The organism is Lysinibacillus sp. F12 (genome assembly GCF_057773605.1).
Window position 1 is genome coordinate 142,388 of sequence record NZ_JBYMLP010000006.1, and the last position, 20,764, is coordinate 163,151.

The window sequence follows — 20,764 nt, forward strand, 5'->3', positions numbered from 1 at the left end:
GGAATATGACAAACAATGCTGTACCCATGAGCCAATCACGTACGGTTCAATCGCGTCTCGTATTACCTCCAGACACAAACAATCACAATTCTATTTTCGGTGGAAGAGTGTTAGCTTATATTGATGAAATTGCTGCTATTACAGCGATGAAACATGCGAAGGGACTTGTAGTCACAGCTTCAATAGACTCAGTTGATTTTTTATCGGCTGCCCATGTAGGAGATATTCTTGAAATTGAAAGTATAGTTTCCTCTACAGGACGTTCTTCAATGGAGGTTTATGTTCGTGTTGTTTCTCGCAATATTGAAACTGGTGAGGAAAAATTAACGACAGAATCATTTGTAACAATGGTGGCGGTAAATGAAGAAGGAAAACCAGTACCCGTACCTGCAATTTATCCTGAAACAGATGAGGAAAAACGTTTATTTGAAACAGGGCCCGCAAGACGTGAGCATCGTAAACAAAAACGTGCATTGCCACATTGAGGAAAAAGGGAGCTTCACCTAAAGCGGTGGGGCTCCCTTTGTTATATTACCTATTTAGTTCATTGACTACATTAATGAGTGAGTCAGAAGAAGAGGAAACAAGTGTAGCCCCTTGTGATAATTCAGTAATTAAATTAGAAATGGCTGAAATATCTCTAGATGTATGAACATACTGCTGTTGAATGCCAGATACGGCATCAGCAATATCATTAAATGATTTAGATAAGTTTTCTTGCGTATTGACGCTATGTTGAATTTTTTGGTCAACATTAATAACTGAATTTGCCATCGTTGAAATATTACTTTCAGTTTCTTTAATGAGATGCGACACATTTTGGACAGCATTTTTTGTTTCTTCAGCAAGCTTTCGCACTTCCTCTGCCACTACCGCGAAGCCTTTCCCGTGTTCCCCAGCTCGAGCTGCCTCAATAGACGCATTTAAAGCTAATAAATTTGTTTGGTCAGCTATGCCCGTGACAAGTCCTACAATCTCGGAAATTTTTTGAGAGGAGGTACGTAATTGATTCATAGTCACCTCAAGGCTGTTGACACTTTGTAAAATAACTTGGATTAAATCATTTTGCTCTTGCAGTTGATGTTGCCCACGTCTTGATTTTTCCTGCGTATCTGCAACGAAGCTTAATCCCTGCTTTGTTGCCTCTGCGATATCATCCGTTTGTGAGGAAATTACTAACAATGATGCAGCTGTCTCTTCACTAATAGCGTTAAGTTCCTCTGCTGTACTTTGAATTGTCGTAACAAGAGCGTTTTTCGTTTGGTCAGCGGCTGTTCGGATACGGTCTTCCTCTTTTTCGTAAGCCTCGATCACAAGCTGTTGCTCAAAATTAATGATTTTGCAAAATGCATTAATGGCTCGAATGGCATCATTTTTTGAGATGTCCACTTCATTCACAAAATTTGTGAACGTTGAGGTAAGTGATTGAAAGGATGCTATATACCATTTTGATTGTAAGCCAATTCGTACATGGGCTTCAGCAATTGCTTTTCTTTCAGCGATATAGGCGTCATTAATATGACTTTCAAAAATATCGCTTAAATGCTTATGTAACGTAATTTTTAAACGATCTATATGCGAGGTTCTATTAATAATATCTATTAAATCTTGGCTCAAACTAATGGCTGCATAAAATTGCTCCACCATTGCAGGTATTAAATCCTTAGCTAACGGTTGTAGTTGCTTAATTATGGCTAAATCCTCAATTGTTAAATTTAAAAGCTGTAATTGCTTTTGAAGATTTGGATGATTTAAAACATCTAATTGTACATGGCCCTTAAAATTTTCAGGTGTTAATGTAATTGAGTAGCTAGAACTGCTGTTTTTTGAAAACCAACTCATTATTGTTTGCTCCATTCTTAATATCCATAATAATTGTGAGTAAAATGAACTTCTGAATTTGTTAGGTCTGTAAATTTGATAAACAATTGGTATTAAATCTATTTTACTATTATTTGCTGAATATTTGGTTAAAAATTTGGTTATTTCTTTATTTTTTTACTTTCTTGGCAGTTCTGTTAGTGCAGCAGAGTAAATTTGAATTTAAAGTGGGAAACCTGTAAAATACGAACTGTTTAAGGAGAATAAAACTGAACGTGAAAATAAATAGGAGGTACTAATATGGAGAAAAAACGCTTTAAATTCGTTATTCCAGTCATGGTCATTGTTGCAATAGGTTCCGTTTATATGCTACGAAACTATTATGCGGAAGTACCAGCTGTTGACCAGCTGTTAATTACAATTTGCGCTGCTTTAGGATCAGGGGTTTTAGCATACTTTTTATTCCCACAGCAGGGTGAAAATAAAATTGACGACCGCGGTCCTTATTAATAGTAATAACTGAAGCTGCTCGTTTTGTTTGTTAAACGAGCAGCTTTTTGTGGATTAGGGCTTAAATAATTTAAACCAGCCTTTATGTTTAAAGATGGTAAGCATAGCGATGACAACAATAATCATAATACCGAGGACAATAAAATAGCTGTATTGTCCATGTAGCTCAGGCATATTGTCAAAGTTCATCCCATAAACTCCAGCAATAAAGGTCAGTGGAATGAAGATGGTTGAGACGATTGTTAAAGTCATCATAATGCCATTCATTCGGCTTGAGCTCATAGCCATATAACTATCTCGCATATCTGCCGTCAGCTCTCGATTTGATTCAACCATTTCAGTTAGTTTTAGAAGATGGTCGTAAATATCTCCAAAATAAGCTCTTTCAGATTTGTTCAATGAAAAACGGTAAGAATTAAGTACTCGATATAAAAGGTCTCTCATCGGTAAAATGGCACGCCTTAAATCGAGCAAATCACTACGAAACTCGAAGACAATCTTCATGGCATTTACGTTGCTTTGGTATGTAAGTTCGCCTTCAAGTGCATTTAAATGATCTTCAATTTTATAAACAAGTGGGAAATAGCTATCAACAATTTTATCAATGGTTTGGTAGGTTAAGTAAACCGTGCCACGCTCCCAGTTTTTTGGCTGGCTTTCTAACAACTTTTGTACCTTTTCTATTTCAGGAACTGGGTTCTTATGAAATGTCACTATATACTTATTAGAGGTAAAAATATTTACCTCCTCTGCAGCTAATGACAGCTCGTTTAATCGATGAATGACGAAAAAATGAAAATCGTCATAAAAATCGAGTTTTGGACGTTGTAATCGCATCAAGCAATCTTCAATAGCTAGGGGGTGGAAATGAAAAAATGAATCTAGCAAAGATTCTTCCTCAGCAGTTGGACAATTAAAATCAATCCAGTACCACTCGAACTCTTGTTGATGTATGGATTCCAAAGGGAAATCCTTTAGTAATTGTTGTTTTTTTGTAATGCCAATGGTGCTTATCACAGCTTTCACCTCAAAGTATTTACTACAATATATATATTTAATGTTCTTCCTTTTTAAAGCATACCCATCCACCAAACAAAGTAGTGGCAAAAAATCTAGAAGGTTTTATAAAACCTGCTTCTTGTAATAATGTTAATATTTCTTTCTCGGGCATAAATGACAGAGCACGGATGGAATTTTCCATTACTGCAACATCGGATATAGAAAGTTTTGTATGTTGAAGCCAGTAGGAACGCCATAAATCGAATTGTAGTTCCGTTTCAATCGTACCAGGTTGACCGTATTTTGAAACAAGAGTAAAAGGTGCCCCTGGCTTTAAATGGTTGTAAATTTCTTTCAAAGTTGACAGCTTTTCTTCATAACCTTGAATAAAATGAAGGACGAGTACACAACTAGCTGCATCGAATGTGGTGGCTGGTAGCTGTGTATCCAGCAATGTCCCACGGTAGAATGACAGATCATTGGGTAACGATTGGAGACGCTCCCTTGCTATATCGAGCATAGATTCTGACGGATCAATACCCGTAAATGACCAATGTGGTCTTCCATCTGCTAGCTGTAATATTTCATTGCCACTGCCTGCACCAACAATCAACATATCAGCTTGCTCCTGTAATGTAGAACGATAAAAAGTTTGTATTAAACGAAGCATTGCATCATAGCTTGGTAGAGTACGGCGAATCCCCTTTTCATATTCATTTGCTAATGTGTGGTTAAATTCCATTTCTCATCACGACCTTTCAAAAAAATTTTAAAAAACTCACTTTAAATTGAAACTATTACGGGTATAGTTCCGTAAATAGTAGTACATAAAACGATAGACAACGCATAAAGAAAGGATTGATATATATGGAGAGTAAATGGTCTAAAGTAATCATACACGCAAGTTCGTTTTTTGCGCCATGGTTAGTTCCCATAATCTTCTTTTTAATTAGTACGGATGAGGAAGTGAAGGCAATTTCTATCCAAGCAATACTTTTCCAACTTGTCATGGCGGTTTTACTTGCTGTCTCTGGAGTCTTAAGCTTTTTCATCATTGGCATTCCATTTTTAATCGTTTTCGGTATTATGCTATTTGTAGTACCAATTATCGGTATCGTCAAAGCATTAACTGATGAGCCTTGGCGTTATCCAATTGTAGGTCGTTGGGTATAATTTTTATAGACGCAAGTATATGCTAGTTGCATATGCTTGCGTTTTTTCTATGGATAAAAAGGGTACATTAGGTGTAGGAAGCAAATAAATGTGCTTGATAGCCATTAATTAATAAGTGCTATTTTTTACGCTTGAATATACTTTTTAAGGCATTTCATTTTTCTCTGGGCGAAATCATTGCAATTATTTTCAAGCGTTTTGTATAATATACTCAAAGAAAGTCAAAGATAGTCAAAGTCAGTGAAGCAAGCGAGGTGTATTCCTAAAATGCGTAATATATCAGACATCATAGAAGGTTACTTAAAGCAAGTACTTGAATTAGGTGGGGAAGGGCATATTGAAATAAAACGTAGTGAAATTGCAGATAAATTTCAATGTGTTCCGTCACAAATAAATTATGTCATTAATACAAGATTTACTGCCGAGCGAGGTTACCTTGTAGAGAGCAAGCGTGGTGGTGGTGGATACATTCGAATTTTACGTGTCCGCGCGAATTCACAGATTGATTTAATTGACGATGTTCTCCGGCATATTGAAGGTGGAGCATCGCAAACAATGGCAGAAGATTTAGTGTATCGACTCATCGACGAGCAGGTAATTTCAAAGCGAGAAGCGAAGTTAATGTTAGCAGCAATTGATCGCTCAACAATCGACTTACATCTTCCTTTAAGAGATATAATTCGAGCAAAAATATTGCGGGCGATGCTGACAACTATAAAATACGAGCAGCAGAAATAGTGAGGTGATGGAAATGATATGTGAACATTGTAAACAACGTAATGCGACAGTTACTGTAACACAAGTTCAAAATGGGCAAAAGGTGGAGCACCATTATTGTGACGTCTGCGCCTCACAGTTCCATCCATTTCATGCAGAGTTTAAACAAGAGCCAGTTTCTATACAACAGTTATTATCTAACTGGTTTGGCTCACCTACATGGCAAAAGGTGGGGGAAAAACAACAAACACAGCCACAACAGCAAACGTGTCCACAATGTGAATTTACGTATAAGCAATTTTTGAAAGAAGGTAAGTTTGGTTGCCCAAGCTGTTATGACACTTTTAGCGAACATTTACCTAAGCTCTTTAATCGGATACAGGCTGGTCCCCAACATATTGGTAAAATGCCAGGTGCCCATAGCAATGTGTATGTCATTAAAAAGCAAATTGAGGAAATCCGTAAACGCATGAAGTTCGCTGTAGATGAAGAACAATTCGAAGAGGCAGCAAAGCTTCGTGATGAAGTCAAAGAGCTTGAGAAGCAGCTACAATTTGAAGGTGGTGATGTGTCATGATGATTGAATCGTTTTTAGAGCGTGCTACACCTACTTGGATGCGTATTGAAGACGATTATTCTGACATTGTCATTAGTACACGTATTCGCCTTGCTCGAAATTTAGATGGATATCGTTTTCCATTATCGTTTTCAGAGAACGAGGCTTTACAGGTGGAACAGGCAGTTACACATGCAGTAAGCGATAGTCCAACGCTTCAAAATGATTATGCTTATTTTTCTATCAATGATTTAACACCTTTACAACGTCAAATTCTTGTAGAAAAGCATTTGATTAGTCCGCAGCTTGCAAAAAAAGAGCAGGTGGGCTCTGTGCTTCTGTCACAAGATGAATCGGTGAGTATTATGGTGAATGAAGAGGATCACTTGCGCATTCAATGTATGACCGCGAGTTTTCAGCTTCAAAATGCCTATGAACAAGCGAATAAGATTGACCGTATTCTAGAGAAGGTCTTACCTTATGCATTTCGAGATACCTTTGGCTATTTAACAAGCTGTCCTACGAATATTGGTACTGGGCTTCGGGCATCTGTGATGATGCATCTACCTGCTCTTACGTTAACCGGACAGATGAATCAAATTATAAATGCGATGACACGCTTAGGCATGACGGTAAGAGGTATATATGGTGAAGGAAGCGAAAATTTAGGGAACGTTTATCAAGTGTCTAACCAAATTACACTTGGAAAGACAGAAGAAGATATTTTAGCAGATATACAAAGTGTTGCTGAAAAAATTATACAAAAGGAACGGCATGCGAGAGGTAGGCTGATGGAAAAAGCTGAGCTTGCTTTAGAAGATCGAGTTTATCGAGCTTTAGGTACCCTTACTTATGCAAGAATTTTAACAAGTGAGGAAGCGGCTACCTGTCTTTCGAATGTTCGTTTAGGAGTCGACCTACAGTTGATTGACGGTATACTCGCAACAACTTTAAATGAGTGCGTCGTCAGTATGCAACCAGGTTTTTTACAGCATTATGCAGGTGAGGCATTACCGCCTGCTGAACGTGATCGTGTACGAGCAGAAATGCTTCGTGAGGCATTAATTCAAACACACACGAATAAGCCTAATAATGGGGAAAAAGGAGAGGATTTATATGATGTTTAATCGTTTTACACAACGCGCGCAAAAAGTATTACAGCTTGCTCAGGAAGAGGCTATTCGTTGGAAGCACGAATCCATTGGCACAGAGCACATTTTATTAGGGCTTATACGTGAAGGCGGCGGTATTGCTGCAAAAGCGTTAGAAGCTATTGATATTAGTCCTCAAATGATTGAAGCTGGTATTGAAGAATTAGTTGGTAAAGGTAAAGAAGATGTTGGTCCAATCGTTCACTATACGCCACGAGCGAAAAAAGTAATTGAACTATCGGTTGATGAATCTCGTAAATTAGGCCATTCGTATATCGGTACAGAGCATTTGCTGTTAGCCCTTATACGTGAAGGTGAAGGTGTAGCAGCTCGCGTCTTAAACAATGCAGGTGTGGGCTTAAATAAAGCACGTCAGCAAGTATTATTGTTATTAGGGAATAATGATAATGCGCAATCAGGTCAACAAGCGGCACAAGCTGCGAATACCCCTACATTAGATAGTTTAGCCCGTGATTTAACTCAAATTGCCCGTGAAGGCACGTTAGATCCTGTGATTGGTCGAAGCAAGGAAATTACACGTGTTATCGAAGTGTTATCGCGTCGTACAAAAAATAACCCTGTTTTAATTGGTGAGCCAGGTGTTGGTAAAACAGCAATTGCTGAAGGGTTAGCACAGCAAATTATTAATAATGAAGTACCAGAAATTCTTCGAGACAAACGTGTGATGACACTAGATATGGGAACTGTCGTTGCAGGCACAAAATATCGTGGGGAATTTGAGGACCGTTTGAAAAAAGTAATGGATGAAATCCGCCAAGCCGGAAATATCATTTTATTTATTGATGAATTACACACTTTAATCGGTGCAGGTGGTGCAGAAGGTGCAATTGACGCATCAAATATTTTAAAACCATCCTTAGCGCGTGGTGAGCTGCAATGTATCGGTGCGACAACGCTTGATGAATATCGTAAATATATTGAAAAAGATGCAGCATTAGAGCGTCGTTTCCAACCGATCCAAGTGGATGAACCAACGGTGGAAGAAGCAATTCTCATTATTCAAGGCTTACGAGATCGCTATGAAGCACATCACCGAGTGAAAATTACAGATGAAGCAATTGAAGCAGCGGCAAAAATGGGTGATCGATATATTTCTGACCGCTTCTTACCAGATAAAGCAATTGACCTGATTGATGAAGCAGGATCAAAGGTTCGCTTACGTTCATTCGCAGTGCCACCAAACTTAAAGGCACTTGAAGATAAGCTTGAAAATGTTCGCTCTGAAAAGAATGCTGCTGTATCAGGTCAAGAGTTTGAAAAGGCTGCTGCGTTAAGAGATACGGAGCAAAAGCTTAAAGATGAGATTGAAGCTACAAGAAAAAATTGGAAAGAAGAGCAAGGTAAAGCCGAGTCCAAAGTAACAGTAGATGATGTTGCAGCAGTTGTATCAATGTGGACAGGAATTCCTGTAGCTAAAATTGCTTCTGAAGAATCTTCAAAATTATTACAACTTGAAGAAGAGCTACACAAACGTGTGGTTGGGCAAGGGGAAGCAGTAGAAGCCATTTCCCGTGCGATCCGTCGTGCAAGAGCGGGCCTCAAAGATCCAAAACGACCAATCGGTTCATTTATTTTCTTAGGTCCTACTGGTGTTGGTAAAACGGAGCTTGCAAGAGCACTTGCTGAAGTGATGTTTGGTGACGAAGATGCTATGATTCGTGTCGATATGTCTGAGTACATGGAGAAACATTCAACTTCTCGTTTAGTAGGTTCACCTCCAGGCTACGTAGGCTTTGATGATGGTGGTCAATTGACTGAAAAGGTTCGTCGTAAACCATATTCTGTTGTATTACTAGATGAAATTGAAAAAGCACACCCTGATGTTTTCAATATTCTCCTGCAAGTTCTTGAAGATGGTCGATTAACGGACTCTAAGGGGCGTGTAGTAGACTTCCGCAACACAGTAGTGATAATGACTTCTAACGTCGGCGCGGATGCTCTTAAATATCAAAAAAGCCTTGGTTTTAACGTAGGTGGTGCAGATTCTAAACATAAAGATATGAAGAGTACGATGCTCGAAGAATTGAAAAAAGCATTCCGTCCAGAATTCTTAAACCGTATTGATGAAATGATTGTGTTCCATTCATTAGAAAAAGAGCATTTAAAAGAAATCATTGCGATGATGGGGAACGCTCTAACAAAGCGGTTGAAAGAACAGGATATTTCATTAGAATTAACAGATGCAGCGCTTGAAAAAATTGCTCAGGAGGGCTACGACCCTCAATACGGTGCACGTCCACTACGTCGAGCATTACAAAAACAAGTGGAAGACCGATTATCAGAAGAATTATTAAAGGGTAATGTGGAGAAGGGTAATCATGTTATCATTGATTATGTAAATGACGAGTTTATTGTGAAGAAAAAAGAGGGAGTTTCTATCTCTAAATAATTTCAAACTAAAGACAGTAAGGCATTAAGTGCCAAGCTGTCTTTTTTTTTGTACAATTAATATAAGAACAAATATTCGAGGTGAAAGAAAGTTGGCAAAGAAAAAAACGAAATTTGTATGTTCAGGCTGTGGCTATGAATCGGCAAAATGGATGGGAAGATGTCCAGGCTGTGGAGAATGGAATAAAATGGTGGAGGAAGTAGAAGTTATAGCGAAAGGACCAAGAGGGGCATTCCAGCATTCTGCTACAGTTACTCAAAAGGCAATCCCCATTATTCAGGTCGAAGCTAGTGAAGAGTCTCGAGTGGCGACAGAAATGGGCGAGCTGAATCGTGTATTAGGCGGTGGTATTGTGCCTGGCTCTCTAGTATTAATAGGTGGCGATCCTGGGATTGGGAAATCAACATTATTACTACAAGTTTCAGCTTTGCTCTCAAATAAAGGCCATCGCGTGCTGTATATTTCAGGTGAGGAGTCTATTCGTCAAACGAAGCTACGAGCAGAGCGTTTAGGGGTAATCTCTCAAGAGCTGTACATTTATTCCGAAACGAATCTTGAGTTTTTGAATCAAACGATTGAGGAAGTACAGCCGAAATTTGTCATTGTCGATTCCATACAAACGGTCTTTCATCCAGAGGTAACAAGTGCGCCAGGTAGTGTATCTCAGGTACGTGAGTGTACAGCTGAGCTTATGCGAATAGCTAAAACAAAAGGGATTGCTATATTCTTAGTTGGGCATGTTACGAAAGAGGGGCAAATCGCAGGGCCTCGAATTTTAGAACATATGGTGGATACAGTCCTATATTTTGAAGGCGAAAGACATCATAATCATCGTATTTTACGAAGTCAAAAAAACCGCTTTGGCTCTACCAATGAAATTGCTATATTTGAAATGCTACAGGGTGGTTTAAAAGAGGTGCTGAACCCATCTGAGCTATTTTTGCAGGAGCGTTCACAAGGGGCTGCGGGTTCCACGATTGTTGCCTCGATGGAGGGAACAAGGCCAATACTCGTTGAAATTCAGTCGCTAGTGACGCCTACAAGCTTTAATTACCCTAAACGGATGGCAACCGGGGTAGATCAAAATAGAGTGCAATTGCTGATGGCTGTGCTTGAAAAGCGTATGGGTCTCATGCTACAAGCACAGGATGCATATATTAAAGTTGCTGGTGGTGTGAAATTGGACGAACCTGCTATAGATTTAGCTGTTCTGACAAGCATCGTGTCTAGCTTTAAGGATCAGGCTGTAAGGGCAACCGATTGCTTTATTGGTGAAGTGGGTCTGACAGGAGAGGTACGTCGAGTATCCCGTATCGAGCAGCGTGTCATTGAAGCGGCGAAGCTTGGTTTTAAAAAAGTCTTCATTCCTGCATCAAATATAGGTGGTTGGGATTTTCCGCAAGGGATTGAAATTGTCGGTGTAGAAACAATAAAGGATGCATTAAATGCCTGTTTTAGAGAGTTATAGGAAAACCATGCATGTTAGATACTATTCTGACATGCATTTCCTTCATTTTGACGTAAAAAGTGGGAAACTCAAGTAAAGGAATAGGCGTCCTAGTTAATGCAGGGTGAATGTGTGGTTGGAAAGAGAGAGTTAAATAATGATAATCTGATGGGCTGAAGAAGGATTTTCTATAATAAACTATGTATAATCTTAACTAACAATAGGAGGTGACAGCTTGTGAAAAAATTTGTTCAGATAGCTTTTTTACTGATTGGAGGAGCATTGGGCCTTGTTTTCTTACCGCCATTATACGAATTGCTTCATTTATCATCTAATCCTTGGCTTGATAATCCTTACGTATCAGTAGCATTAGGAGCGCTTTTACTGTTTACATTGTCATTCGCGTTTTCCGATTATTTTGTGAAGCTCATTAGCTGGATGGAAGAGGTCCTGTTTAAGGTTCCGGTCGGAGATTTGTTATTTGGTACGCTTGGCCTAATAATAGGGCTAATTGTAGCGTATTTTTTAGGCTTTGCTATTAATAGTGTGAAGTTCCCTGTTATTACAGAGGTAGTCCCTATTATCCTGTCATTCGTATTAGGATATCTAGGCTTCCGTTTAGGTTTTAGAAAAAGGGATGAATTAATCCAGCTTTTTACCTTACGTAGTAATCAGACAAAGAAAAAAGTTGCTGAGGGTAATGAAATTCAAGAGGTGCGAGGAAGTTACAAATTGTTAGATACAAGTGTCATTATTGATGGCCGCATCGCTGATATTTCTGAAACAGGATTCATTGAAGGAATCTTAATTGTGCCTCAATTTGTCCTAACAGAGCTTCAGCATATTGCTGATTCCTCAGATACATTAAAGCGCACAAGAGGTCGTCGAGGCTTAGATATTTTAAGGAAATTACAGGATGAACGTAATACGAACGTAGAGATTACAGATGAGGATTTTGAGGATGTGCAAGAGGTAGATTTAAAACTTGTACGACTGGCAAAAAAAATGGGGACTGATACACAAATTGTCACGAATGATTTTAACCTTAATAAAGTATGCGAGCTACATCATGTAAAAGTATTAAATATAAATGATTTAGCGAATGCCGTAAAGCCTGTCGTTATTCCAGGTGAAGATATGCAGGTGGTAGTCATTAAGGATGGCAAAGAGCATAATCAAGGAGTAGCCTATTTAGACGATGGTACAATGATTGTTGTGGAAGGCGGTCGTAGCTATATAGGACAGGCAATAACGGTAACAGTAACGAGTGTGCTGCAGACGTCAGCAGGTCGTATGATATTTGCAAAGCCGAAGGACGATTAGGAAGTGAAAACATGCAGTATGAAGTAGTTTTACCTGCCGCAGGAAGTGGAAAACGTATGGGGGCAGGACAAAATAAATTGTTTTTAAAACTTTTAGAGAAGCCTATCCTGATACACACGTTAGAGGTCTTTCAACAGGACCCTTTTTGCACAGGTATTTGGCTAGCAGTAAAACCAGAGGAGCGTATTTATATACAAGAATTGCTCGATGAATATCGTATTACGAAAGTCAAAGGTTTACCTGATGGTGGTGCTGAACGACAGCATTCTGTACATTCATGTATGAAGGAAATGGAACAGGTAGACATCGTGCTTGTTCATGATGCGGCAAGACCTTTTATTACACATGCTATTATCGCCAATCTTGTGCAAAGTGCCCACGACTTTGGTGCAGCCATTGCAGGTGTCCGAGCAAAGGACACAATGAAAAAAGTTCGTAATGGTGTCATTGAGGAAACAGTAGATCGCGACAGCTTATGGATGATTCAAACGCCTCAAGCCTTCCGTTTTGACTTAATTGTTGAGGCAGAGGATGTTGCTGAAAAAGTAGGTTTTCTTGGTACCGATGAAGCAATGCTAGTTGAGCGTCTTGGTCACACAGTGCATATTGTGGAAAGCAGCTACGAGAATGTAAAAATGACGACACAAGAGGATTTGCTATTTGGAGAAGCTATTTTACGAAAACGAGCATTGCAATTAAATGAATAGTGACTAGTTTAAAAATCTCATTAGTGATAGTTGCTAATGGGATTTTATATTGATGCTTAAGAATGGGACATGTTTATTTTTCAGTGGTCGTCCTAACGCCTGTTGTAATAATGATTGGTTAGCTTGGAAAAACTATAAGCCAGTACACCAAGGAGTAATGGATCTGTTGGTATAAGAAAATGCTGACTATTTGCTATCAGCTCAATTTCCTAGGAAATATGTTAAAATGTGAGGGTATAATAGTGACTAAATAGATAAAAGTGAAGGAAGGTGAATGAGACTGCATTTTAGGCAAACTAGGAGAATTATCCATATGTATGGCTAACGTAGTCTCTCTATCATATGTTTCGAATTGGACAAGGTTTTGATGTACATGCATTTGAAGAAGGGCGTCCGTTAATTATCGGTGGTATTACTATTCCACATGAAAAAGGGTTAGTTGGACACTCAGATGCAGATGTATTATTACACACAGTTACAGATGCAGCGCTAGGAGCAATTGGAGAAGGAGATATTGGACGTCATTTTCCAGACACAGATCCAGCTTTTAAAGACGCAGATTCAGCAAAATTATTAGAATACATTTGGAAAATTGTTGAGGATAAAGGATATATTCTAGGTAATGTCGATTGTACAATTATGGCTCAACGACCAAAAATGGCACCATATATTGAGCAAATGCAAAATCGTATTGCAGAATTGTTACATGCTGAGCCGTCACAGGTAAATGTCAAAGCGACAACAACTGAACGTCTAGGTTTTACTGGACGTGAAGAAGGTATAGCAGCGATGGCAACAATTCTTTTGATGAAGAAATAAATGTGAGTGAACTCTGCTTTTATTTCCAGTTACAGAGTGGTAAAATGAACAAAGTCAATTTTTGATCGAAAATTTAGGAGGCTTTTAATATGACGAAAGAAGTTCGCGTTCGTTACGCGCCATCTCCAACAGGTTTTTTACATATCGGTGGGGCGCGTACAGCATTATTCAATTATTTATATGCAAAACATCATAACGGTAAATTCATTGTACGTATTGAAGATACGGATATTGAACGTAATGTAGAGGGTGGAGAAGCATCTCAGTTAGATAACCTAAAATGGTTAGGTATTGAATATGATGAGTCCATTGATATTGGTGGACCTTATGCGCCTTATCGTCAAATGGAGCGTCTTGATATTTATAAAGAGCACGCTGAAAAACTATTAGCGCAAGGTGCAGCCTACAAATGCTTCTGTTCTTCAGAAAAACTGGAAGCATCTCGTGAGGAACAAAAAGCAAGAGGTGTAGCAGCTCCTACTTATGATGGTACATGCCGTCATCTCTCAGCTGAGGAAGTTGCAGCTAAAGAAGCAGCGGGTGAGCCATACACAATTCGTATGCGTGTACCAGAAAATGTAACATATGATTTTGAAGATTTAGTTCGTGGACAAGTTACATTTGAATCTAAAGACATTGGCGACTGGGTAATTGTAAAAGCAAACGGTATTCCAACGTATAACTATGCTGTAGTTCTAGATGATCACTTCATGGAGATTTCTCACGTTTTCCGTGGTGAAGAGCATTTATCTAATACGCCAAAACAAATGATGATCTTTGATGCATTTGGTTGGGAGTATCCGCGCTTCGGTCATATGACGTTAATTATTAATGAGAACCGTAAAAAGCTATCAAAACGTGATGAGTCCATTATTCAATTTGTCACTCAATATAAGGATTTAGGGTATCTTCCTGAAGCAATGTTCAACTTCTTTGCTTTACTTGGCTGGTCTCCAGAAGGGGAAGAGGAAATTTTCTCTAAAGAAGAATTTATCAAGATCTTTGATGAAAAACGTCTTTCTAAATCACCATCTATGTTCGATAAACAAAAGTTGACATGGATGAATAATCAATATATTAAAAAACTATCTTTAGAAGAAGTAGTAGCTTTATCATTACCACATTTACAAAAAGCTGGACTTTTACCAGATGAACTTTCAGCAGTGCAACATGCATGGGCAACAGATTTAATTGGGCTTTACCATGACCAAATGAGCTTTGGTGCAGAGATTGTTGAATTATCTAGCCTATTCTTTAAAGACCATATTGAATATGATGAAGAAGCCAAAGCTGTTTTAGCAGGAGAGCAAGTACCAGAGGTAATGGCTGCATTCAAAGCACAGCTCGAAGAATTAGAAGAATTTACGCCAGATGCGGTAAAAGCAGCTATTAAAGCTGTGCAAAAGGCAACAGGTCATAAAGGTAAAAATTTATTTATGCCAATCCGTGTTGTCACAACGGGTGAAACACATGGACCGGAGCTTCCCAATGCTATCTGCTTAATTGGCAAAGAGAAAGCAATTGATCGTGTAGAAAAATTTGCGCAATAAATAGAAATCCATTGACAATTGATTCTTGCGTTGTAAAATGTATTTACATTGAAAAAGCGTTGATAAGGAGAAGTAAGTGGCGCACGCTCTAAAGAGAGGACCATCACCGGCTGAAAGTGGTCTGAGTCTAGGCAAAACTGAAATGCACCTTTGAGCATAAAGCTGAACTATAGTAGGCTTTATCGATTCGTTCTCGTTAAAGAACGACCAGAGTGGGAGGCTTTTTGCCTTCAATCAGAGTGGAACCACGCAAATTTAAGCGTCTCTGTCATTCCTTTTTGGGATGATAGGGGCGTTTTTTATTTTATCTTCATTCTTTGATGAAGAGGGAGGCATTCAAACAAACACACCACATCATCTTAGGCAGAGAATTCTAAAGAAAGTTGACGACAGTGTCGGTTCTGTGTAAAGGGTTTCTAGGAATTTGAGCAAGAACAACATAAAAAGGGGGAGTTTTTTGTGTTTAAAAGGATGAAAGAAGATGTGGAAACAATTTTTGAGAATGATCCAGCTGCGCGAAGTGTATTGGAAGTGGTATTAACATATTCCGGTTTGCATGCCACATGGGCTCATCGAGTGGCTCATTGGTTCTTTAAAAAACGCTTTTATTTTATGGCTCGTGCCATTTCACAAATAAGCCGCTTTTTTACTGGTATTGAAATTCATCCTGGTGCGAAAATCGGCCGCCGCTTTTTTATAGACCATGGTATGGGTGTTGTGATTGGTGAAACATGTGAAATCGGTGATAATGTGACTTTGTACCAGGGGGTAACTCTAGGTGGTACAGGGAAAGAAAAAGGAAAACGACACCCTACATTAGAGGATAATGTCCTTGTAGCAACAGGCGCTAAAGTTTTAGGTTCTATTACAATTGGCGAGAATAGTAAAATTGGTGCGGGGTCAGTTGTTTTAAAAGAGGTGCCTCCAAATGCCACTGTGGTCGGTATACCTGGTAAAATAGTAATTAAAGATGGAGTTCGTCTAGAGAAAAAACTAGATCATCAAAATATTCCTGATCCTGTAGAAGAACGTTGTCAAGCTTTTGAGAAGCAAATTGTTATATTAAGACAGGAAATTGAACGCTTACAAAAGGAGAGAGAGACACAATGAGTATTCAAATTTTCAACTCATTATCAAGACAAAAAGAAACCTTTGTTCCGCTAGAAGAAGGCAAAGTAAAAATGTATGTCTGCGGGCCTACCGTTTATAACTATATCCATATCGGGAATTCACGTCCTGTTATAGTTTACGACACAGTCCGTCGCTATTTCCAATATAAAGGCTATGATGTAAAGTTTGTTTCCAATTTTACGGATGTAGACGATAAAATTATTAAGGCTGCCAATGAGCTTGGTGAAGAAGTTCATGAGTTAACAGAGCGCTTTATAGCTGCGTACTTTGAAGATGTTACTGCATTAGGGTGCAAAAAAGCCGATGTTCATCCACGTGTAACAGAGCATATGGCTGATATTATTCAATTTATCCAAGTTTTAATTGAAAAAGGCTATGCTTATGAGTCAGCAGGTGATGTGTATTACCGCACGCGCAAGTTTAATGGCTATGGTAAATTATCACATCAATCCGTAGATGATTTAAAAATTGGTGCACGTATAGAAGCTGGTGAGAAAAAAGATGATGCATTAGATTTTGCTTTATGGAAAGCAGCGAAGCCAGGTGAAATTTTCTGGGAAAGTCCTTGGGGCAATGGTCGTCCTGGTTGGCATATTGAATGTTCAGTAATGGCTCGTGAGCATTTAGGAGATACTATTGATATTCACGCTGGTGGGCAGGATTTAACTTTCCCACACCACGAAAATGAAATTGCACAGTCAGAAGCTCACAATGATAAAACATTTGCACGTTATTGGATGCATAATGGTTATATTAATATTGATAATGAAAAGATGTCTAAATCTCTTGGGAATTTTATTTTGGTGAATGATATTCGTAAACAAATTGATCCACAGGTGCTTCGCTTCTTTATGCTATCTGTTCATTATCGTCATCCAATTAATTTTGCGAAGGATTTAGTAGAGGCAGCTTCAGCTGGCTTAGAGCGCATTCGTACAGCCTACAACAATGTGAAGCATCGTCTTACGACTACTGTAAGCTTAGGCGATCACTCAAATGAGTGGCTGAATAAAATTACTGAGCAAAAGGCACAGTTTGAAGAGGCCATGGATGATGATTTTAATACAGCTAACGGGATTTCGGTATTATTTGAGTTAGCTCGTATTGCTAATATTTATTTAAATGAAACGAATACTTGCAAAAAAGTGTTAGAAACATTTATTGAAACTTTTGAAGTACTAGGTGACGTCTTAGGTATCGAATTTGCAAAAGAAGAAGAATTATTAGACGAAGAAATTGAAGCACTACTACAAGAGCGTGTAGAGGCACGTAAGAATCGTGATTTTGCTCGTTCTGATGAGATTCGTGACCATTTGCAAGCCCAAGGTATCATTTTAGAAGATACGCGACAAGGAACTAGATGGAAACGAGGGTAATTAAGTTGGATAAACTTCGCAATGAAGATGTTAAGCAATTAAATGCGTTGGCGTTAGCCTATATGGGTGACGCCGTATTGGAGCAAAAGATACGAGAACACTTGCTTCGTTCAGGTCGAGTTAAACCGAATACACTTCATCGAGAGGCAACGCGTTACGTTTCGGCAAAGGCACAATCTATGATTGTTCATCGTATGATGGATGAGAATTATTTAACAGAGGAGGAGTTGGCAGTGTTCCGTCGTGGACGTAATGCCAAGTCCGGCTCTGTACCAAAGAATACAGATGTCCAAACTTATCGAAATAGCTCTGGCTTTGAGGCGGTACTTGGTAGTTTATATTTATTAAATGAACTTGAACGCGTGTATGAAATCATTGCATATGCTATTCAAATAATCGAGGAATCGAAAGGAGTGTAGAAAGAATGACAGAACAAAATGGAGAAATTATTGCCGGTAAAAACCCAGTGTTAGAAGCACTTCGTTCAGGACGCGATATGAATAAAGTATGGATTGCAGAGGGGGTAAAAAAATCGGGTGTCAATGAACTGCTAGATCTAGCTCGAGAACGTGGAGTGATCGTTCAGTTTGTTCCGAAAAAGAAGGTCGACCAATTATCAAGTGCAAATCATCAAGGTATTGTTGCTTCTGTTGCAGCATATAAGTATGCTGAACTGGAGGATTTATTTGCTGCAGCCGCAAAAAAACAAGAAGATCCCTTTTTCTTAATCTTAGACGAGCTTGAAGATCCACATAACCTAGGTTCTATTATGAGAACAGCTGATGCAATAGGAGCGCATGGTATTATTATTCCAAAGCGCCGTTCAGTAAGTTTAACAGCTGTCGTGGCGAAGTCTTCAACAGGCGCTATTGAACATGTCCCTGTAGTACGTGTAAACAATCTGGCTCAAACAGTGGATGAACTAAAAGAACGAGGTATATGGATTGCTGGTACAGACGCGAAGGGCTCTGTAGACTATCGGAAAATGGATGCAACATTACCATTGGCTATCATTATCGGTAGTGAGGGTAAGGGAATGGGTCGCTTATTAAAAGAGAAATGTGACTTCTTGTATCATTTACCGATGGTAGGGCATGTGACATCACTGAATGCTTCAGTGGCAGCAGCATTATTAATGTACGAAGTGTATCGTAAGCGTCAAGAAGCGAATGAGTAACAATGAAAAACATTTTGCTAGTTGATGGCTATAATATGATTGGGTCCTGGAAAGAGCTTCGACCATTGCGGGATACAAATTTTGAAGATGCTCGCAAAAGGTTGATAGAACTTATGGCTGAATATAAAGCAGCTATGGGGTGGCGCGTAATTATTGTTTTTGACGCACATCTAGTACCAGGCGTAGAGCAATCTTATTTAGAAAGTGATGTTGAAGTCATTTATACTCGGAAAAATGAAACAGCAGATGAACGTATTGAAAAAATGACGCATGAACTTAAGGCTAGAAATGTACAAATACACGTAGCAACTTCCGATATGGCAGAGCAAAGTGTGATCTTTGGTAATGGGGCTTTGAGAAAATCAGCGAGAGAACTAGAAATAGATACAAGCATTATCCAGCATAAAATATCACATGCTGTAAAAAGGAAACATGAAAGTAGACCACCTTCACGTATAGAATTAAAGCCGGATGTGGCGATAGCATTCGAAAAATGGAGACGTGGATTGAAATGATTGATTGACGCATATTTTCCATTTCCGTTATACTGTTCCTAATTATCTGTTGTGGCTGAGGTGATACCATGTTTAAAAATAGCATTGTACAAGTGACACAAGATTTTGAACGATTCAATGATGAAGAGCTTATTGAAATGGTGCATCAAGGTAATACAGATGCGTTGGATTATTTAATTACGAAATACCGTTTGTTAGTTAGGGCGAAGGCAAGATCCTATTTCTTAATTGGTGCTGATAAGGAAGATATTGTGCAAGAGGGCATGATTGGTTTGTATAAAGCGATTCGTGATTTTAAAGGGGATAAGCTTGCTTCTTTCCGGGCATTTGCTGAGCTATGTATTACAAGGCAAATTATTACCGCTATTAAAACGGCTACTAGGCAAAAGCATATACCTCTCAACTCGTATGTTTCTTTGGACAAGCCCATTTTTGATGAAGAATCAGACCGAACGCTAATGGATGTTTTAACAGGCGCTATCATGGATGATCCAGAAGAATTAATAATTCATAGAGAAGAATTTGGATATTTAGAAGAAAAGATGAGTGAGATTTTAAGTGAACTAGAGTTACAGGTTTTAGCTCTATATCTAGATGGCCGATCATATCATGAAATTTCTGCAAAATTAAATCGTCATGTGAAATCCATTGATAATGCTTTGCAGCGGGTGAAGCGCAAATTAGAGCGACATTTAGTCCTTGAGGAAATGTCTTAGAGGTCATAGGCTTTATTGACATTGACAAATATAGGTGTTAGTCTTAAAAAGATAAAGTGCCGAAAAAGGTGAGTGTATGGCAAAAAAAGTCGTGCTAAATTGCGAGAAATGTGGATCGAGAAATTACACGTTCCCGGCTAAAGAAGGCTCCACTGTACGCCTCGAATTAAAGAAATTTTGCTCGCATTGCAATGAACATACAGTGCATAAACAAACGTTATAAAATGATATGTAAATAGACAGATTTTGATTGATTCGGAGGTTAAGCTAGAATGGGCAAGATCAAAGGCTTTTTCAGTGATGTAATGTCAGAAATGCGCAAAACAAGCTGGCCGAAAAGTAAAGAGCTGACTAAATATACAGTCGTTGTAATTTCAACTGTTGTCGTTATGGCTTTATTTTTTGTGTTAGTTGACTTAGGTATTTCATCATTATTCCGCTGGTACTTAGATTTATAATTTAGTAAATAGCATGTTAATACTTATGAAATAGCCCGTCCATTGCAATAACGGGTTTTTTCGTTTGTTTTATCTTCATTCAGCAGGTAATTCTATCTTTATGTGCAAGTGATATGGATGAAGTGAATGGCAGTAAGTTAATCTCATTATGATAAGTATGATAGTAGCGATAGATGACTATGCTAGTTTCGATACATATCTTCAGGCT

Annotated in this window: 23 protein-coding genes, 1 pseudogene and 1 other annotated feature; of the genes and pseudogenes, 20 read left to right on the plus strand and 4 right to left on the minus strand. The window is 38.7% G+C overall.

Features of this window, described 5'->3' with window-relative positions; genetic code table 11:
• Positions 1–5: 5 nt before the first annotated feature.
• Positions 6–485, plus strand: coding sequence for an acyl-CoA thioesterase (locus AC3CH7_RS21220; RefSeq protein WP_025116473.1), 480 nt, complete (start codon positions 6–8; stop codon positions 483–485).
• 46 nt (positions 486–531) lie between these two features.
• Here the strand turns inward: AC3CH7_RS21220 and AC3CH7_RS21225 are convergent, their stop codons facing one another.
• The gene (locus AC3CH7_RS21225) at positions 532–1,314 is read right to left on the minus strand and encodes a methyl-accepting chemotaxis protein (protein WP_432443462.1); all 783 of its coding nucleotides are present in this window, start codon (positions 1,312–1,314) and stop codon (positions 532–534) included.
• A pseudogene (locus AC3CH7_RS21230) lies at positions 1,297–1,857 on the minus strand (protoglobin domain-containing protein); the annotation flags it as partial. The pseudogene AC3CH7_RS21230 and the gene AC3CH7_RS21225, both read right to left, overlap by 18 nt.
• Before the next feature lie 264 nt (positions 1,858–2,121).
• Between AC3CH7_RS21230 and AC3CH7_RS21235 the strand changes: the two are divergent.
• The gene (locus tag AC3CH7_RS21235; protein WP_488381876.1) at positions 2,122–2,331 is read left to right on the plus strand and encodes a hypothetical protein; all 210 of its coding nucleotides are present in this window, start codon (positions 2,122–2,124) and stop codon (positions 2,329–2,331) included.
• A gap of 54 nt (positions 2,332–2,385) precedes the next feature.
• On the opposite strand, the gene corA is transcribed toward AC3CH7_RS21235, so the two are convergent.
• Both corA and AC3CH7_RS21245 read right to left on the minus strand, forming a co-directional pair.
• A complete protein-coding gene (gene corA / locus AC3CH7_RS21240) occupies positions 2,386–3,348 on the minus strand; it encodes a magnesium/cobalt transporter CorA (protein WP_031416737.1) in 963 nt (320 codons plus the stop codon).
• Positions 3,349–3,385: 37 nt separating this feature from the next.
• Entirely contained in the window at positions 3,386–4,072 is a 687-nt protein-coding gene (locus AC3CH7_RS21245; RefSeq protein ID WP_281486816.1) for a class I SAM-dependent methyltransferase, read from the minus strand.
• Positions 4,073–4,197: 125 nt separating this feature from the next.
• On the opposite strand from AC3CH7_RS21245, the gene AC3CH7_RS21250 reads away from it, so the two are divergent.
• The 18 genes from AC3CH7_RS21250 (at position 4,198) to secE (ending at position 20,556) form a co-directional block, all read left to right on the plus strand.
• The gene (locus AC3CH7_RS21250; RefSeq protein ID WP_031416735.1) at positions 4,198–4,503 is read left to right on the plus strand and encodes a DUF4870 domain-containing protein; all 306 of its coding nucleotides are present in this window, start codon (positions 4,198–4,200) and stop codon (positions 4,501–4,503) included.
• Between the two features lie 267 nt (positions 4,504–4,770).
• Positions 4,771–5,241, plus strand: coding sequence for a CtsR family transcriptional regulator (locus tag AC3CH7_RS21255; RefSeq protein ID WP_031416734.1), 471 nt, complete (start codon positions 4,771–4,773; stop codon positions 5,239–5,241).
• Positions 5,242–5,254: 13 nt separating this feature from the next.
• On the plus strand, positions 5,255–5,797 hold the full coding sequence (locus AC3CH7_RS21260) for a UvrB/UvrC motif-containing protein (RefSeq protein WP_031416733.1): 543 nt from the start codon (positions 5,255–5,257) through the stop codon (positions 5,795–5,797).
• Positions 5,794–6,903, plus strand: coding sequence for a protein-arginine kinase McsB (gene mcsB, locus AC3CH7_RS21265; protein ID WP_012296095.1), 1,110 nt, complete (start codon positions 5,794–5,796; stop codon positions 6,901–6,903). The genes AC3CH7_RS21260 and mcsB overlap by 4 nt, the downstream gene beginning before the upstream one ends.
• On the plus strand, positions 6,893–9,337 hold the full coding sequence (locus AC3CH7_RS21270; RefSeq protein WP_031416732.1) for an ATP-dependent Clp protease ATP-binding subunit: 2,445 nt from the start codon (positions 6,893–6,895) through the stop codon (positions 9,335–9,337). Before mcsB ends, AC3CH7_RS21270 begins: the two co-directional genes overlap by 11 nt.
• A gap of 91 nt (positions 9,338–9,428) precedes the next feature.
• Complete coding sequence (gene radA, locus AC3CH7_RS21275) at positions 9,429–10,805, plus strand: DNA repair protein RadA (protein WP_012296093.1); 1,377 nt, start codon at positions 9,429–9,431, stop codon at positions 10,803–10,805.
• Between the two features lie 216 nt (positions 10,806–11,021).
• Positions 11,022–12,107, plus strand: coding sequence for a PIN/TRAM domain-containing protein (locus tag AC3CH7_RS21280; protein ID WP_012296092.1), 1,086 nt, complete (start codon positions 11,022–11,024; stop codon positions 12,105–12,107).
• An 11-nt stretch (positions 12,108–12,118) separates the two neighbouring features.
• Positions 12,119–12,814, plus strand: a complete 696-nt coding sequence (gene ispD, locus AC3CH7_RS21285) for a 2-C-methyl-D-erythritol 4-phosphate cytidylyltransferase (RefSeq protein ID WP_207889539.1) — start codon at positions 12,119–12,121, stop codon at positions 12,812–12,814.
• Positions 12,815–13,156: 342 nt separating this feature from the next.
• Positions 13,157–13,633: a 2-C-methyl-D-erythritol 2,4-cyclodiphosphate synthase gene (gene ispF / locus AC3CH7_RS21290; RefSeq protein ID WP_008180601.1), complete on the plus strand. Its 477-nt coding sequence runs from the start codon at positions 13,157–13,159 to the stop codon at positions 13,631–13,633.
• 89 nt (positions 13,634–13,722) lie between these two features.
• Positions 13,723–15,183: a glutamate--tRNA ligase gene (gltX, locus tag AC3CH7_RS21295; protein ID WP_012296090.1), complete on the plus strand. Its 1,461-nt coding sequence runs from the start codon at positions 13,723–13,725 to the stop codon at positions 15,181–15,183.
• Positions 15,184–15,233: 50 nt separating this feature from the next.
• Positions 15,234–15,453 (plus strand) — a binding site (T-box leader).
• Between the two features lie 189 nt (positions 15,454–15,642).
• Complete coding sequence (gene epsC / locus AC3CH7_RS21300; protein ID WP_036162451.1) at positions 15,643–16,293, plus strand: serine O-acetyltransferase EpsC; 651 nt, start codon at positions 15,643–15,645, stop codon at positions 16,291–16,293.
• Positions 16,290–17,690 (plus strand): cysteine--tRNA ligase, encoded by a 1,401-nt coding sequence (gene cysS / locus AC3CH7_RS21305; RefSeq protein ID WP_031416730.1) that lies wholly within the window; start codon positions 16,290–16,292, stop codon positions 17,688–17,690. The genes epsC and cysS overlap by 4 nt, the downstream gene beginning before the upstream one ends.
• A 5-nt stretch (positions 17,691–17,695) precedes the next feature.
• Positions 17,696–18,109, plus strand: coding sequence for a Mini-ribonuclease 3 (locus AC3CH7_RS21310; RefSeq protein WP_012296087.1), 414 nt, complete (start codon positions 17,696–17,698; stop codon positions 18,107–18,109).
• A gap of 5 nt (positions 18,110–18,114) precedes the next feature.
• A complete protein-coding gene (rlmB, locus tag AC3CH7_RS21315; protein ID WP_012296086.1) occupies positions 18,115–18,867 on the plus strand; it encodes a 23S rRNA (guanosine(2251)-2'-O)-methyltransferase RlmB in 753 nt (250 codons plus the stop codon).
• A 2-nt stretch (positions 18,868–18,869) separates the two neighbouring features.
• A complete protein-coding gene (locus AC3CH7_RS21320) occupies positions 18,870–19,382 on the plus strand; it encodes an NYN domain-containing protein (protein ID WP_012296085.1) in 513 nt (170 codons plus the stop codon).
• A gap of 68 nt (positions 19,383–19,450) precedes the next feature.
• Positions 19,451–20,098 (plus strand): RNA polymerase sporulation sigma factor SigH, encoded by a 648-nt coding sequence (gene sigH, locus AC3CH7_RS21325; RefSeq protein ID WP_031416729.1) that lies wholly within the window; start codon positions 19,451–19,453, stop codon positions 20,096–20,098.
• A gap of 76 nt (positions 20,099–20,174) precedes the next feature.
• Complete coding sequence (gene rpmG, locus AC3CH7_RS21330; protein ID WP_075807303.1) at positions 20,175–20,321, plus strand: 50S ribosomal protein L33; 147 nt, start codon at positions 20,175–20,177, stop codon at positions 20,319–20,321.
• Positions 20,322–20,370: 49 nt separating this feature from the next.
• Positions 20,371–20,556, plus strand: coding sequence for a preprotein translocase subunit SecE (gene secE, locus AC3CH7_RS21335; protein WP_025116455.1), 186 nt, complete (start codon positions 20,371–20,373; stop codon positions 20,554–20,556).
• Positions 20,557–20,764: the final 208 nt, after the last annotated feature.